Origin of the sequence: Caulobacter sp. ErkDOM-E, from assembly GCF_048541895.1 — a bacterium.
Taxonomy (GTDB): Bacteria; Pseudomonadota; Alphaproteobacteria; order Caulobacterales; family Caulobacteraceae; genus Caulobacter.
In genome coordinates, this window is sequence record NZ_CP183331.1 from 2,811,785 (window position 1) to 2,826,368 (window position 14,584).

At 68.0% G+C, this 14,584-nt stretch carries 15 protein-coding genes; 6 read left to right on the top strand and 9 right to left on the bottom strand.

All coding sequences use genetic code 11. From position 1 onward, the window contains the following. Positions 1-147 precede the first annotated feature (147 nt). The 4 genes from ACN2C7_RS13865 (at position 148) to ACN2C7_RS13880 (ending at position 3,168) form a co-directional block, all read left to right on the top strand. Positions 148-1,947, top strand: coding sequence for a response regulator (locus ACN2C7_RS13865; protein WP_419317553.1), 1,800 nt, complete (start codon positions 148-150; stop codon positions 1,945-1,947). A gap of 68 nt (positions 1,948-2,015) precedes the next feature. Beyond that, positions 2,016-2,390 (top strand): VOC family protein, encoded by a 375-nt coding sequence (locus tag ACN2C7_RS13870; RefSeq protein ID WP_419317554.1) that lies wholly within the window; start codon positions 2,016-2,018, stop codon positions 2,388-2,390. Positions 2,391-2,435: 45 nt separating this feature from the next. Next, positions 2,436-2,633: a hypothetical protein gene (locus ACN2C7_RS13875; RefSeq protein WP_419317555.1), complete on the top strand. Its 198-nt coding sequence runs from the start codon at positions 2,436-2,438 to the stop codon at positions 2,631-2,633. Positions 2,634-2,766: 133 nt separating this feature from the next. After that, positions 2,767-3,168, top strand: a complete 402-nt coding sequence (locus ACN2C7_RS13880; protein WP_419317556.1) for a host attachment family protein — start codon at positions 2,767-2,769, stop codon at positions 3,166-3,168. 6 nt (positions 3,169-3,174) lie between these two features. Here the strand turns inward: ACN2C7_RS13880 and ACN2C7_RS13885 are convergent, their stop codons facing one another. From ACN2C7_RS13885 to ACN2C7_RS13920, 8 genes are all read right to left on the bottom strand, one after another. Next, the gene (locus ACN2C7_RS13885) at positions 3,175-3,597 is read right to left on the bottom strand and encodes a type II toxin-antitoxin system VapC family toxin (RefSeq protein ID WP_419317557.1); all 423 of its coding nucleotides are present in this window, start codon (positions 3,595-3,597) and stop codon (positions 3,175-3,177) included. Beyond that, the gene (locus ACN2C7_RS13890; RefSeq protein WP_419317558.1) at positions 3,594-3,848 is read right to left on the bottom strand and encodes a FitA-like ribbon-helix-helix domain-containing protein; all 255 of its coding nucleotides are present in this window, start codon (positions 3,846-3,848) and stop codon (positions 3,594-3,596) included. Before ACN2C7_RS13890 ends, ACN2C7_RS13885 begins: the two co-directional genes overlap by 4 nt. Before the next feature lie 103 nt (positions 3,849-3,951). Further along, the gene (locus tag ACN2C7_RS13895) at positions 3,952-4,371 is read right to left on the bottom strand and encodes a hypothetical protein (RefSeq protein WP_419317559.1); all 420 of its coding nucleotides are present in this window, start codon (positions 4,369-4,371) and stop codon (positions 3,952-3,954) included. 211 nt (positions 4,372-4,582) lie between these two features. Beyond that, positions 4,583-5,665, bottom strand: coding sequence for an alpha/beta hydrolase family protein (locus ACN2C7_RS13900; protein ID WP_419317560.1), 1,083 nt, complete (start codon positions 5,663-5,665; stop codon positions 4,583-4,585). Between the two features lie 341 nt (positions 5,666-6,006). Beyond that, positions 6,007-6,279, bottom strand: coding sequence for a helix-turn-helix domain-containing protein (locus ACN2C7_RS13905; protein WP_419317561.1), 273 nt, complete (start codon positions 6,277-6,279; stop codon positions 6,007-6,009). Positions 6,280-6,355: 76 nt separating this feature from the next. Then, positions 6,356-6,805, bottom strand: coding sequence for a hypothetical protein (locus ACN2C7_RS13910; RefSeq protein ID WP_419317562.1), 450 nt, complete (start codon positions 6,803-6,805; stop codon positions 6,356-6,358). A gap of 55 nt (positions 6,806-6,860) precedes the next feature. Continuing rightward, positions 6,861-9,668: an ATP-dependent DNA helicase gene (locus ACN2C7_RS13915; protein ID WP_419317563.1), complete on the bottom strand. Its 2,808-nt coding sequence runs from the start codon at positions 9,666-9,668 to the stop codon at positions 6,861-6,863. Positions 9,669-9,714: 46 nt separating this feature from the next. Next, positions 9,715-10,701 carry a tetratricopeptide repeat protein gene (locus ACN2C7_RS13920; RefSeq protein WP_419317564.1) on the bottom strand — a complete coding sequence of 329 codons (987 nt, stop codon included), beginning with the start codon at positions 10,699-10,701 and terminating at the stop codon, positions 9,715-9,717. A 135-nt stretch (positions 10,702-10,836) separates the two neighbouring features. Here ACN2C7_RS13920 and ACN2C7_RS13925 point away from each other — a divergent pair, with 135 nt between their 5' ends. Together ACN2C7_RS13925 and pdeM are read left to right on the top strand one after the other, a co-directional pair. Continuing rightward, positions 10,837-13,287 (top strand): ligase-associated DNA damage response DEXH box helicase, encoded by a 2,451-nt coding sequence (locus tag ACN2C7_RS13925; protein ID WP_419317565.1) that lies wholly within the window; start codon positions 10,837-10,839, stop codon positions 13,285-13,287. Next, complete coding sequence (pdeM, locus tag ACN2C7_RS13930) at positions 13,284-13,991, top strand: ligase-associated DNA damage response endonuclease PdeM (RefSeq protein WP_419317566.1); 708 nt, start codon at positions 13,284-13,286, stop codon at positions 13,989-13,991. Before ACN2C7_RS13925 ends, pdeM begins: the two co-directional genes overlap by 4 nt. A gap of 3 nt (positions 13,992-13,994) precedes the next feature. Here pdeM and ACN2C7_RS13935 read toward each other — a convergent pair whose 3' ends face one another. Next, on the bottom strand, positions 13,995-14,456 hold the full coding sequence (locus tag ACN2C7_RS13935; RefSeq protein WP_419317567.1) for a DUF3429 domain-containing protein: 462 nt from the start codon (positions 14,454-14,456) through the stop codon (positions 13,995-13,997). Positions 14,457-14,584: the final 128 nt, after the last annotated feature.

Sequence of the window (14,584 nt, forward strand, 5' to 3'; positions counted from 1 at the left end):
TTCGACCTTCGGACCGCTGAAATCCACTCGCGCGGAAGACGAGCCGGAAAGCGCGAATCGTCGGTCTATGTCGTGTGTCCGTTGCGCCTTGCCATGGATGAAGGTCGGCGCGACGACCAAGGCGGATGACGTTAGGCGGGGGCTTGGATGCCAGGACGAATAGCCGATGTCACCCAGCTGGAAGGGTACATCCAGTACTCCCGCCAGGTCGCATTGACCCGGCTCGTTCTCGTCGCCTGTTTCGTCGTCCTGCTGGCGTTCTTCACCCCCTCGCGCATGGCCATGCTGGGGGTTCTCGAATTTGTCCTGTACCTGGCCCTGTTCGCCGCTGCGGAAATCGCCGCCCGCGATCCTGACCCGGGCAAGGCGTTCAAACGGCTGCGCTGGCAATCGGACGTCCTGATGGTCCTGCTGGTGGTCAATGCCTGCTGGCTGGCCGTCCAGATCCGCCTCTATGGCGGCCCGATCGCCCAGGTCGAGACGGGGTTATTGGCGATCTGCGTGCTGCTGTTCGTCGCCCTGCGGGTCCACATCACCCCCATCAGCTATGTCATTGGCGTCGTTCCCCCGGCCCTGACCCTGATCTGGAGCGCCATCGACTGGACCGCGCCCCTGGCCTTCAACCACTATGCCCTGGCGATGGTCCTGTTCGTCGCCGCCGTGCTGATGGTCACCTCGCGACAGCAGGCCACCGACCGAACCCTGACCCAGGCCCTGCGCGACCTGACCCGCAAGAACGCCGCCCTGACCGAGGCCATCGACGAGGCCAAGGCCGCCAGTCGCGCCAAGACCGACATCCTGGCCGTGGCCAGCCACGAGATCCGCACCCCGCTGAACGCCGTGCTGGGCTTCGCCCAGATCCTGCGCGACAAGGACCTCACCCCCGATCAGGCCGAACTGATCGGCGGCGTGCTGGAGGGCGGCGAGCAGCTGACCCGGCTGCTGGACGGCATCCTCGACCTGGCCCATGTCGAGGGCGGCCAGACGCGCCTCAACCCCGTCCCGGTCGATCTTCGCGCCATGATCCATGCGGTCATGCGCGTATGGGGCGCCCATGCGCGCGGCATCGGCGTGGCGTTCACCTTCGACGACGCCGACCCCACCCTGTCCTTCCATGTGCGCGCCGACGCGGTGCGGGTTGAACAGACACTGATCAACCTGATCTCCCACGCCATGGGCGCGGTGTCGGCCGGCGGCTGGGTCGCCGTGCGTCTGGCCGGCACGCTGAAGGGCGAAACCCTCAGCGTCCTGATCGAGGTCAGCGATACCGGCCCCGCCGTGCCGCCCGAAGACCGGCCCCGCCTGTTCGAGGCCTTCGACCAGACCGCCCGGGGCCGCCAGCAGGGTAGCAGCGGGCTGAGCCTGGCGATCTGCGCCCGCAATATGGCCCTGATGGGCGGCGCCCTCGGGATCGAGGCCCCGGCTGCCTCTGTGACCTCAAGGGCTGCGCCCGACGGCGCGCTGTTCTGGTTCGCCTTCGACGCGCCCGTCCACACCCCGCACCTGGCCGCTCCGCCCCCTCCCCGCCGCGACCTGGGTCAGGTTCGCCTGCTGGCCGCCGAGGACAACTCCGCCAACCGCAGGGTGCTGGCGCTGCTGCTGAAGGACACCCCGGTGTCGCTGACCTTCGCCGAGGACGGCGCCCAGGCGCTGGACGCCTGGCGGGCCCAGCCGTTCGACCTGATCCTGATGGACGTCAACATGCCGGTCCTGAGCGGCCTGGAGGCCGTACGGGAAATCCGCAGGTCCGAGCCGCCCGGCGCCCGCACGCCGATCTGGATGCTGACCGCCAACGTCTTCGACGACGACATCGCCCGCTATCTGCAAACCGGGGCCGACGGCGTGCTGCGCAAGCCCATCGACGTGCCGGCTCTGTTCACCCTGCTGGCCCAAATCGCCGAGAGCCGGGTCGCCGAAGGCCTGGCCGACCCGGCACCCGACGCCTGACCCCGCGTCAGCGTTGCCCGACGGCCGCCTCATGCTAGCGTCCCTCAAACACAAACGGGAGAAGTCACATGGCCAAGGTCGCCTATTTCACAGTGGGGTCCAACAAGCTGGAAGAGGCCAAGGCCTTCTACGACGCCCTGCTGGGCTCGATCGGCATGTCGCCGGTGCATGAGCACGCCTCGGGCGGACGTCTCTATCGCGGCAAGGGCACGGGCCTGTTCGGCGTGCTGGGTCCCTATGACGGCGCCCCCGCCTGTATCGGCAATGGCACCATGGGCGGGTTCAGCTTTGACACCGCAGAAGAGGTCGCCGCCTTCCACGCCAAGGCGATCGAGCTGGGGGCCGCCGATGAAGGCGGTCCGGGCGAGCGCATGCCGGGCGCCTATTTCGCCTATTTCCGCGACCTGGATGGCAACAAGCTGTGCGGCTACAAGTTCGGCTAGTCAAAAATTCCGCCGGGCAAGGCTGATCAGAAAGGACAAGCCACGATGATCAAGAGCAAAGTCGCATTGATCGCTGGACTGTTACTCATAGCCTTGGCCGGCGGAAATATTGGATACGGGATTTGCATCCTGGCACATGATCTTGGTGGCGGCGCGCCGTTTCTGGGCATTGGCGGCGCCCTTCTGGGGGTCGCTGGCGCTTTGCTGGCGCGCGTGAAGCTTCAGAAGGACCCCTCCGCCTAGACTGCTCTGCGACTTGAGGGGTCAGCCTGACAGACAAGGCGGATCAGGCGGGAGCCGCCACCTCTCGACATGGCCCGACGCAACTGCGCTCCACGCCGTTCGTTACGGTGACCAATCCCGTGGAGAGCAGAGCATGATCCTTCCCAATGGCGCCCTGGTGGCGGTGGTCGACGGCGAAAAGCTCGTCCTCTTCAGGAACAGCGGACATACCGACATCAAGCTGTCGGCTGTCGAAAACCCCGAAATGACGGAGCGCGCCTCCGGTTCGCCCGGCCATCCCTCCAGCGGCGCCAACCCCGACAATGACACCCAGGCCGAAGATGGTTTCGCCATGGGTGTCGCCCAGACGCTCAATAACTGGGCCCTGACCGGCAAGCTGACCGACCTGCTGGTGATCGCCGCGCCCCGAACCCTGGGCGAACTGCGGAAGCACTGGCACAAGGATCTTCAGGCCAGACTGGTGGGCGAGATCGCCAAGGACCTGACCGGTCACTCGACCGACGACATCGCCTCGGCGATCAGCAAGGCGGCCTGAGGCCTGTCAGACCGTCGCGGTCCAGGGATCGATCACCTTCAGACCAGCGGCATGGAAGGCGCTGGTGTCGCGCGACGCCACGGCGAACCCGTGCGCGGCCGCGATCGCGGCGATGTAGCCGTCAGGCGTCGGGAAGCCCTTTCCGGCCGCCCGCACCTTGACGGCGAGATCCGCATAGCGCTGCGCCGCCACGGTATCGAAGGGCAGGATGCGGCCCTCGAACAGGTCCAGCACGCCGTCGAGCGCCGCCGTCAGATTGTCCCTGCGCCTGCCCTGGGGCAGCACGCCGATGCCGAACAGCAGCTCGGCGATCGTGACGCTGGAGAGAAACAGTGTTTCGGCCGCCTGGGCGTCCAGCCAGTCGCGCACCGATGCCTGCGGCTCGGGCTTCATCGCCTCGGAGATGACATTGGTGTCGAGCACGATCATTCGAAACGCATCGGCTCGGCAGGCCGCGTATCTCGGGTCGCTTCCAGCGCCGCGACATCGGCGTTGGTGAGACCGATCTTGCGGCTCATCTCCGACAGCGCCGTGCCAAGCCGCAACCGGCCCTCGGGGCGCACGGCGGCCTCCAGAATGGCGCGCATCTCGGCCTCAGCGCTGCGATTATGCTGGGCCGCGCGGACCTTCAGCGCGCGATGCGCCGCGTCGGAGAGGTTGCGAATGGTGACGGCAGCCATGATATCGCCTTCTGCAGACTGACAGCAATGCTATCAAAATGCGCTAGTTGATATCACTTTTCAAGGGGCGTGGCGCAGAAGCGCCGCCTTCACACCCTACCCCTCAACGCCTCATTTCCTTGAGCTCCTCCTCGGTCCAGCCTTCGCCGTCCGGACCCTTCAGCGTGCCGTCGGGGTTCCAGTAGTGGCCGCCCCAGCCGCCATCGCGGCCCCGCTCGAAGTCTGCGGCGGCGACCTCGGGTCCCAGGGCCCTGGCGCGCCAGGCGAAGGTCTTTCGGCCCATGAAGGCGGGTCCGCCGCCCTGGGGGCCGACCAGGGCGCGGGCGATGGCGAGGGCCTTGTCTGCGATCTGGGTCCAGACCGCCTCGGGGCTCATCTGCGCCTGCTGCGCAGCGCGCGGGGCGTTCACATCCTCCAGCCGGTGGCGCAGTTTCAGATAGTGCTCGGCGGCCAGCAGGGGATTGAATCGGCTGTATCCCCGTGATGGCCGGACGAACCCAGGCTGGGCGGACCCCAAAAACACCGCTCTCCCCGGCTTTCGCTGGGGAGAGCGGGAAACTGGAGGACGCCATCACCCTGGACGGCCAGCGCCAGACATCTGGTCCGTGAGCGCCACGCCGATGGACGCCCGCAAGCGGACGTTGGCGACTTCCGAGAAGGGCGCATCTCGCCCCTGGCGTCACCCCGGCGCAGGGCCGTCGGAAGGCGCTGTGGCGAACGGCTCAGCCGTTCCACTATCTGCCGCGCGTTATGCCCTGCTTGGTCAGCCACGCAGCGAGACGCCCGAAATACTCCGGGGACTCAGGTGCGCCGTCGTCGGCGCGGGCGGGATCCATCTGGTCCTTCGGGGACACCGACAGTTGCATGCTGTGATCGGCCCGGGCGACGACCGCCGCCTCCACGTTCGACAATTGCGCCTGCCTCTCTCGGAGGCTTGCGATAGAGGCCGCGACAGGCACGCCGGGATCGGCGGCGCCGAAGAGCATCAGCGTCGGGGCCTTCCCGCCCTCGAGGCTCTTCAGCGGATCATTCTCGATCTCCTTGCGCCAGCGTGATGTCTCCCGCGGGCCGACCGTCTTCCCCATGTAGATGAGGTTGAACCATGGGCGCGTCTTGATCGCGTCGACCCTGCGCTGAGCGTCCGCGCGATCGCCGGTCCCGCGCATGTAGTCGTCCACAGCCTTCCGCGCCGCGAGCATCTCGTCGATCTCTGATTGAGGGTATCCATTCACGCGCAAGGCATTGGCGGAGAAGAAGTTCATCTGAACGTCAGCTGTCACCACGGGAGCAGAGATGGAGACCACGAACGCGGGCTCCGCCGGCGCGCGTGCAGCCGCCAAGAGCGATACCCAGCCACCCTGACTCAGGCCCCACAGGCCCACCCGGCGAGCGTCGATGCGGGGGTCCGTCTTGACCCGCCGCAGCGCCGCGATCGCATCATCGGCCAGCATGGCGTAGTCGCTGGTCTTCAGATCCCCGCCCGAGCGACCGGAGCCGCGACGATCATAGACGAAGACGGCGATTCCCAGGGGCGGCAGCATCTCAAGCAGATGCCGGTAGAGCGGGGAGCTGCGGAGCGGCGAGGACGCACCATGGGTTACAACGACTGCCCCCGCAGCGCTGGCCCCCTTCGGCAGATAGAGTGTCCCGCTCAGCGCAGCATCGCCACTGCGGAATTCGATGTCCTCGGCGATTGTCTCAACCGACGCTGGCGCGCTCCATGGCGCCGTCGGCGAGTGAGCGTGGGCGGCCGGCGCGAACGCTACGGAGGCGGCCGCCAAGAATGCGGCGATGTTCAGGCGACTTGCGTTCGACATCGGAGGAGCTCGGACGGCTTGTGTTCTGAGGTCAACTAACGAGTGGGTCCTGCCCGGGCAACCCCGGCCGGAGCGACACCGGCTTCGAACGCAAGATGCGCGCTGCCCGAATCGTCCGCTTCCCGCCGGTGGGCTGGAATTCGCAGCTGGCGCCGAACAGTCCTTCGCATGGGCAATCCGGCCCTGCCCCGATAGCAGACGTCGCGAACCACTCATGCGGGTCGAAAGCAGCATTCGGCGTCCGGTCGATAGGCAGACCTTCAAGGCGTCCATCGGCGTGGTGCTGAGCGTCCAGTCGGCTGGCGTCGCCTGAAACCGGCGATCAAAGCCGTGACAACCGCTCAGTGGCCGGCGCGCGCGATCGCTTCGCGCACCACCTCGGGGGCATGGTCGATGACGCGCAGATAGGCCGTCAGGGCCGCGTCGGGCCGGGCGCCGCCATGTTCCAGCGCCTCCAGCAGATCCGGATCGATATGGAAGGCGCGGGCGAACTGGGCCGCCGAAAGGCCGCTGCGCCAGCGCACTGCCCGCACCAGGGCGCGTGCCGAATAGGCCTGGGCCGGGGCGGCGGCCTCGTCGATCGCCGGATCGGTCGAATGGGCGTGGGGGGTCATGGGGAACGCTCCTGTACTGCCCTCCTCCTAGACCCTGTCGATTGCAGAAATTCGACGACTTTGAGTCAAACTGCGGTCAGGGCGGGGTGATCAGGGTGCGGGCCTTGCGCTCCACCTGATCGACGCCGCGCAGGGGGTCGCCCGAGGCTTCCAGCATGGTGTTGAAAACCTTCAGGTCGCCGGTCTTGATGCGCTTGATGCGACGGTCGCGCGCCCATTCCATGCCAATCAGCTGACCCAGCCGGCAGGCCTTTGGCAGCAGGACCGGCTGCTGGGAAGGCCCGCCCCGGGTCAGCAGCTTGTCAACGACGTCGTTCCAGTTGGGCGAGCCCGGCAGGCACAGGCTGAGGTCCTGGCACGCGCCGGTCCAGAACCGCTTATACCAGCGCGCGTGCAGGTCATTCTCGAACTGCAGCCGGCCGGTCGCCTGCACGGTCGTGCGGCAATCATGGCGGACGAATTCCTGCGCCCCGGCTTCGCCGGCGACAAGCAGCATCGCGAGGGCTGCGACCCAGGCTCGAATCATCTGCGCCTCCAAGGCCTTAGCCTATGCCCAGGCTTCTACCGGCCCAAGATGACGCTTATGTCTCGCTCAGAAATGCGGCGGTGGCCTCGATGGCCTCGACCAGGCTCATGCGCTCGACCGTGACCCCTTCGGGCAGGCCGGAAAACAACCGCGTCGGGGCGGCGGCGTCCAGCATCACGAACATCCCGCGATCGTCCGCCCGGCGGATCAAACGGCCAAAAGCTTGGCTGATACGGGCCCTTGCGGTAGAGTCATCATAGCCCTTGCCACCAAAGCGTGCGCGTCGCGCCTTGTGCAGAATATCGGGTCTGGGCCACGGCACCCTATCAAAAACCAGCAAACGCAGGGACCGGCCCGGTACGTCGATACCGTCCCGGATGGCGTCTGTACCCAGCAGGCAGGCGTCCTGCTCGGCCCTGAAGATGTCGACCAGGGCCCCGGCCTCCAGCGGGTCGACGTGCTGGGCGTACAGGGCCAGACCCCGGTCGGCCAAGGGCGCGGCGATCATCTCGTGCACGGCCTTCAGCCGCCGGATGGCCGTGAACAGCCCCAGCCCGCCGCCGCCGGCCGCCAGGAACAGCTCGCGCATCGCCGCCGAAACCTGCCGGGCGTCTTCCTTGTTGACGTCGGTGACCACGATGGCCCGGGCGTTCTTTTCATAGTCGAAGGGCGAGACCAGCCGCAGCACCTTGGGCGACTGCGGCATCCGCGCCGCGCCGGTCCGCATCTCGGCCAGGGCGAACGGATCCTCCAGCGCCGGATCGGTCAGGGTGGCGCTGGTCACCAGCACCCCGTGCGCGGGGCTCAGCACCGCCGCCCGCAGCGGCTCGGTCGGATCCACCCAGTGCCGGCGGCACGCGGCGTCGACCACCCGCCCGTAAAGGAACGTCGCCTCGAACCAGTCCACGAACTCCGGATCGTCCTCGGCGTCCTCGTCGATCGCCTTGAGGATCGAACGCCAGGCCGGCAGGGTCATTCGCGCCCGGCGGTCCAGACCGCGCAGGGCGCCCTCGATACGCGCCCGCTCCGACGCGCCCAGGTGCTCGGCGTCCTCGTCCAGCACGTCTTCCAGCTGGCGGGCCAGGGCCAGCAGCGGAGCCTCGACCCCGGCCAGGGCCCGGGCCGCCTCACCCGCCCGCTCGCGCACCAGATCCACCGCCGGCCGGGCGGCGCATTGCAGCCCCTGCTCGATTCCGCCGCGCTCGCTGCTGCGAGCCCGCAGTTGCTCGATCACCGCCACCAGATAGCTCTCGATCGGCCCGATCGGATTGACCTGGCCGTCCGGCGGCGCGACCCGGCCAGACCAGCCCTCGCCCGGCAAGGCCGCGGCCGCGTGCAGCACCGCCGTCAGAGCCTGACGCGCCCCTTCGCGGTCGCCCAAGATGTCCAGCAGCCGGGCCTCCAGGCCCCTGCCCCGCCGCCCCCGACCCTCGGGTCCTCGGATCCAGCGACGCAGCTCAGCCGCCTCAGCCCCGGACAGGGCCGCCGAAAAGGCGCTGTCGGCCGCGTCGAACAGGTGGTGGCCTTCGTCGAACACCACGCGCTTGACCGCCGTGGTCTCGTTGTCGCCCTTCAGCCCCCGCGCCGCCCGCGCGCCGTCGAACGCCGCTTGGGTCAGCACCAGAGCGTGGTTGGCGATGACGATGTCGGCCCGCTTGGAGGCCCGCACCGCCTTCTCGATGAAGCAGATGCGATAGTGCTGGCAGCCGGCGTGAACGCACTCGCCGCGCCGGTCCACAAGGTTGGCGGGGCTGGCCTGCTGCATCGGCGCGATCGAGAACAGCGTCGGCAGCCAGGCCGGGAAGTCGCCGCCGGTCATGTCGCCGTCTCGCGTGGCTCTGGCCCAGCGCGCCGTCAGGGCCAGGCCGATCAGGTCGCCATTGCCCAGCTGGGCGCCGTTGACCTGCTCCTGGAAGTTCAACAGGCAGACGTAGTTTTCTCGCCCCTTGCGCACCACCGCCTTGCGGGCCCGCACGGCCGGATCGGGATAGATCGACTGGCTCTCCCGCTCGATCTGACGCTGCAGCGCCCGCGTATAGGTGCTGATCCAGACCGACGGGCCATTGGCCTCGGCCCACAGCGAGGCCGGGGCCAGATAGCCCAGGGTCTTGCCGACGCCGGTGCCGGCCTCGGCCAGCATCATGTTCGGCTCGCCCTCGCGATCGCGGGGCTGGAAGACGAAGGCCGCTTCCCGGGCATAGGTCGCCTGGGCCTCGCGCACCTCGTCCAGGCCCGCGCGTTGCAGCAGCTCTGTCAGACGCTCGCCCGCCCGCTCCGGATCGATCGGCCGCGTGCCGGACTCGCCTAGCGGGGCCTGGTCTTCCCACTCGACGATGCGCGCCCAGGCATCCAGGCCCGAGCTGCGGAACTGATTGCCCACCGGCGCAGAGCGCAAGGCGCCGATCACCGCCGGCCCCCAGGCCCAGCCGGCCTTGGCCAGGGTCTCGGCGACCGCCAGGGCCTCCTCCCGCGATGGCTGGGGCGTCAGGCGAAGCTCAGCCAGCAGGGCGTCGGCCGAGACCCTCAGGCTGGCCGCCTGCTCGGCCGCGCCCTTCGGCTCGGCCAGACCCAGAGCCATCGACAGGCCCACCGCCGACGGCGCGCAGAAGGTCGCCGGCCGGGTGAAAGCATAGAGCTCGAGCACGTCGAACAGTCGGCCGCTGCGCGCGGGAGCATGAAGATTGAGCCGCTTGGCCGTCATCGCCGCGTGGGCGACCAGGACCGGGCCATGCTCCAGCAGGTCGCGCGCATCCGGTGCGCGCAGCATCCGGCCCTCGCCGTCGCCATCCGCATAGCCGGCGCGCGGCCCGGGCAGAACGACAAGCGCGGGAGCAAGGTCGAGAGTCGGCGGCGAAGCAGTCACGCGAGTCTGTTAGCACCTTGGCGACGGAAACAGAATGCGAACGGCGTCACACCACGCGCGGGTCTTCGTCGTCGCCGCGTTCGAGCCGGTCGATGGCCTTCTGGGCCTGCTGACGCACGACGGGATCGTCGCTCTCGGCCGCCCGGCGATACATGCTCAAGGCGGTTTCCAGATCGAATCGCACGCCTTCGCCCGCCTCGCACATCGCGCCCAGTCGATAGTAGGCCGGCAGATAGCCATGGTCCGCCGCCAGCTGATACCAACGGATCGCCTCGACATAGTCGACCGGCACGCCTTCGCCGTTGTGGTGCATCACCGCGACATTGGCCATGGCGATGGCCGAGCCGTTGCGCGCGGCGGCGGTGAACAGCTTCAGCGCCTCGGCCTCGTCCTGGGGCACGCCGTCGCCATCGGAATAGAGCGCGCCCAGGTCGTTCATGGCGGCCGACGATCCCGCCGCCACCGCCTTGTTGAGCCAGAAGACGGCCCGGCCCATGTCGGCGCGCACGCCACGTCCATGATGATAGGCGTTGGCCACCTGGAACATGCCGATCTCCGAGCCCCCATCGGCCGCCCGTCGATACCAGCGCAGGGCCTCGGCCAGGTTCTCCTCTATGCCGCCGCCGCCCTCATGGACGATGCCGACATTGTAGAGCCCGTCCAGATCGCCCAGGGCGGCGGCCTGTTTGTAGAAGCCCAAGGCCTTGCGGCGATCCTGCGCAACCTGCTCACCGTCGAAATAGAGATTGCCCAACTCGATCATGGCCTCGGGCGCCCCAGCCGCCACGCCCTGGGCGAGCCAGTGCTGGGCCGCCTGGACGTCGAAGTGCGCAGAGTCCTCGTCGAGATACTCGAACGCCAGATCCACATAGGCCGTCGTGTCGCCCCCCTGGGCGCGCTTCAGCAAGGCGGTGAGGGCCGGATCGGCGACAGGCGCGACGGCAGGCGGCGCTGTGACCTGGCGCGCCTGGGCGTGCGTTGCGCCTCCCAGGGCAACCAGTCCCAACAGGACCACGAGCGCCTTCGAAATCATGACCACCCCAGACAACGCCCGCGATTGTTGCCGCCAGGCGGCGGGCGTCAAGCTTTGCAGCCTGACAGGCGAGTTGCGCCGCGCTGTGTGTGCGCCGTCTGGAAACGGAACGGGAACATGCTATATCGGCGAGCAATGTCAGCGGCCGCCGCCCTCCCTCCCCGCTTCCAGGACTGGTTCGCCGCGCGTGGCTGGACCGCGCGTGCTCATCAGTTGGAGATGCTGGCCAAGGCGCGTGAGGGCAAAAGCGCCCTGCTGATCGCCCCGACCGGCGGCGGCAAGACCCTCGCGGGCTTCCTGCCCAGCCTGATCGAACTGTCCGAACGGGCTCCGCGCAATACACCGGCCGGAGTTCACACCCTTTACATCTCGCCGCTCAAGGCCTTGGCGGTTGACGTCGAACGCAACCTGATGACGCCCATCCGCGAAATGGGCCTCAAGATCGTCGCCGAGAGCCGCACAGGCGACACCGGTGAAAGCCGCAAGGCCCGCCAGAGGATCAGGCCGCCGGACATCCTGCTGACCACTCCCGAGCAGTTGGCCCTGTTCTGCGCCTGGGAAGGCGCGCGCGAGTATTTCGCCGACCTGTCCTGCGTGATCATCGACGAGGCCCACGCCATCTGGCCCTCCAAACGCGGCGACCTGCTGGCGCTGCATCTGGCGCGCCTGCAGCAGTTCGCGCCGAACCTGCGACGGGTGGGCCTGTCGGCGACGGTCGATGATCCAGGGCTGGTGCGACGATGGCTGGGTCCCGGCGGCGAGGACAGCGTAGACCTCGTGCTCGGCTCTGGCGGCGCCCAACCCGTCGTCGAGGTGTTGGTCTCGGGCGGCCGCGTGCCGTGGGCGGGCCACACTGCCGAACATGCGATGGCCGAGGTCTATGAGATCATCAAGAGCTCGAAGACCGCGCTCGTCTTCGTCAACACCCGCTTCCAGGCCGAGTTCGCCTTTCAGAAGCTGTGGGAGCTGAATGACGAGGGCCTGCCCATCGCCCTGCATCACGGCAGCCTGTCGGCCGAGCAGCGGCGCAAGGTCGAGGCCGCCATGGCCCGGGGCGAACTTCGGGCCGTAGTCTGCACCTCGACCCTGGACATGGGCATCGACTGGGGCGACGTGGACCTGGTCATCCAGCTGGCCGCGCCCAAGGGCGCCTCGCGCATGGTCCAGCGGATCGGCCGGGCCAACCACCGCCTGGACGAACCCAGCCGCGCGATCTTCGTGCCGGCCAGCCGTTTCGAGATGCTGGAATGCCGCGCCGCCGCCGACGCCATCCTGGAAAACCACCTGGACGGCGAGCCCGAGCGGATCGGCGCCCTCGACGTTCTGGCCCAGCACGTGATGGGGTGCGCCTGTTCGGAGCCCTTCGATCTGGTGGCGCTACACGACGAGATCCGCACGGCGGGCCCATATGCCGCCCTCTCGTGGGAAGACTTCGAGACCGTCGTCGATTTTGTCTCGACCGGCGGCTACGCCCTCAAGACCTACGACAAGTTCCGCCGCATCGTGCAGGGCCAGGACGGTCTCTGGCGCGCTCGCAACGCCCAGACCGTGCAGCGCCACCGCATGAACGTGGGCACGATCGTCACGGCGGCCACGGTCAATGTCCGGGTCGGCGGGGGGCGAAAGCCGGTCGGCGGCCGCAAGATCGGCGAGGCAGAGGAAGGCTATTTCGAGCAACTGACGCCCGGCGACACCTTCGTCTTCGCCGGACAGGTCTGGCGGTTCAACGCCATCGTGGGCGCCGATGCCTTCGTCAGCCCCGCCCCGAACGACGATCCCAAGATGCCCAGCTGGGGCGGCTCGAAGTTCCCCCTTTCAACCTACCTCGCCAGCCGCGTCCGCACGATGATGCACGACGAGCGCGAGTGGACCGCCCTGCCCCCGGACGTCCAGGAATGGCTGGCGTGGCAGAAGGTGCGCTCAGCCCTGCCGGGCGAGCACGAGATGCTGCTGGAGACCTTCCCGCGCGGGAAGCGGTTCCACATGGTCTGCTATCCTTTCGACGGGCGCATAGCCCACACGACACTGGCCATGCTGCTGACGCGGCGGCTGGATCGGCTGGGCGTCGGGCCGCTGGGCTTCGTCTGCAACGATTACGCCCTGAACATCTGGTCGCTGAAGCCGATGGACGATCTGGATCTCGACGACCTGTTCGACCAGGACATGCTGGGCGACGATCTGGAGGCCTGGCTGGAGGAAAGCTTCATGATGAAGCGGTCCTTCAAGGCCTGCGCGCTGATCGCCGGCCTGATCGAGCGTCGCTATCCTGGCGAGGAGAAGTCCGGCCGGCAGGTGACGTTCTCGACCGACCTGATCTACGACGTCCTGCGTCGCCACCAGCCCGACCACCTGCTGCTGCGCTGCGCGCGGCAGGACGCCGCCACCGGCCTGCTGGACGTGGCCCGTCTGGGCGACATGCTGGCGCGGGTGAAAGGAAACATCCGCAATGTCAGACTGGATCGCGTCTCGCCCTTCGCCGTACCGCTGATGCTGGAGATCGGACGCGAGCGCGCGCCCGGGGATGCGGCTGACGAGATGATCCTGGCCGAGGCCGAGGAAGACCTGATCGCAGAGGCCATGGCTTGACGCGGTTTGAAGCCAGCGCCTGTGGCGGGCTGCGCATCGAACTGGCCGGCGCCAGCGTGATGCTGCGCGGCTCTGGCGCGCTGTGGCTGGAAACCGAACGCACCCTGGTAGTGGCGGACCTGCATTTCGAGAAGGGCAGCAGCTATGCCGCCCGCTTTGGGCAGATGCTGCCCCCGTACGACACCCGCGAGACGCTGGATCGACTGGATCGCGAGATCGCCGCGCTTTCGCCCGCTCGCCTGATCTTCCTGGGCGACAGCTTCCATGACGGCCAGGCCGAAGGCCGTCTGGCGGCCGATGACGCCGAGCGGTTGCGCAGCCTGGCGCGCGGGCGGGACCTGGTCTGGGCCGTGGGCAATCACGATGAGGAGGGTCCGCGCGCCCTGCCCGGGGAGGTTGTCGATGAAGCCTTGATCCTGGGTCTGGTTCTGCGACACGAACCTCGAGGCGGCCTGCAGCCGGGTGAAGTGGCCGGTCACCTGCATCCAGCGGCCAAGGTGTCGAGCGGCCGAAGCAGTGTGAGGCGGCGCTGCTTCGTGACCGACGGCTCGAGGCTGATCCTGCCGGCCTTTGGCGCCTATACGGGCGGGCTGAACGTCCTGGATCGGGCCTTTTCAGGCCTGTTCGGCGGCCCTGTCCTGGCGGCCGCCCTGGGGAAGCAGAAAGTTCACGCGATCGGACCGCGCTCCCTGCGGCCCGACTAGGGACTACATGTGAAGGGCCTGCTCAAGGGCGAAGGCCAGCGAGATGGCCGCGCCGGAGGTCAGCAGGGTGCGCATCCTGGGTCGCCAGGCCGGCCCATCATGGTCGGTCACGTCCCAGACCCATTGCAGCAGGAAGACCAGCAGGAAGCCCGACAATTGCCAGGCCGGCTCGAAGCGAAGCTCGCCGAGCAGAAGACCGAAGCCAGCAAGCGGAAACAGCAGCGAGAGACCCAGAACCAGCCATCTCGGACTGGGGTTTTCAATCTCGAGCCCCGTTCGCACGCCGCCAAAATAAGAGACCATGGCGGTGGAATAGGCGAGCAAGGAAATCAGCGCGCCCCTCTGCGCCCCGGGAGGGCCATAGCAGAAGAGGCCGGAGGCCACGAAAAAGGGTATGAGGGTCGCGAGCCCGAACACCCACACCGCCGGCGGCGCCGGTACGCGATCCGCCACTGGCTCGCTCATGAATCAACTCCTCCGGAAGGCCGCCCCCGCGACCTCCCATACCCCGGGCGCGACTATACTCACACGCGCCTAGAGGTCCACGGACGATATTTGCCGAATGGATTCAAGCGTCCACGCAATGAGGGTCC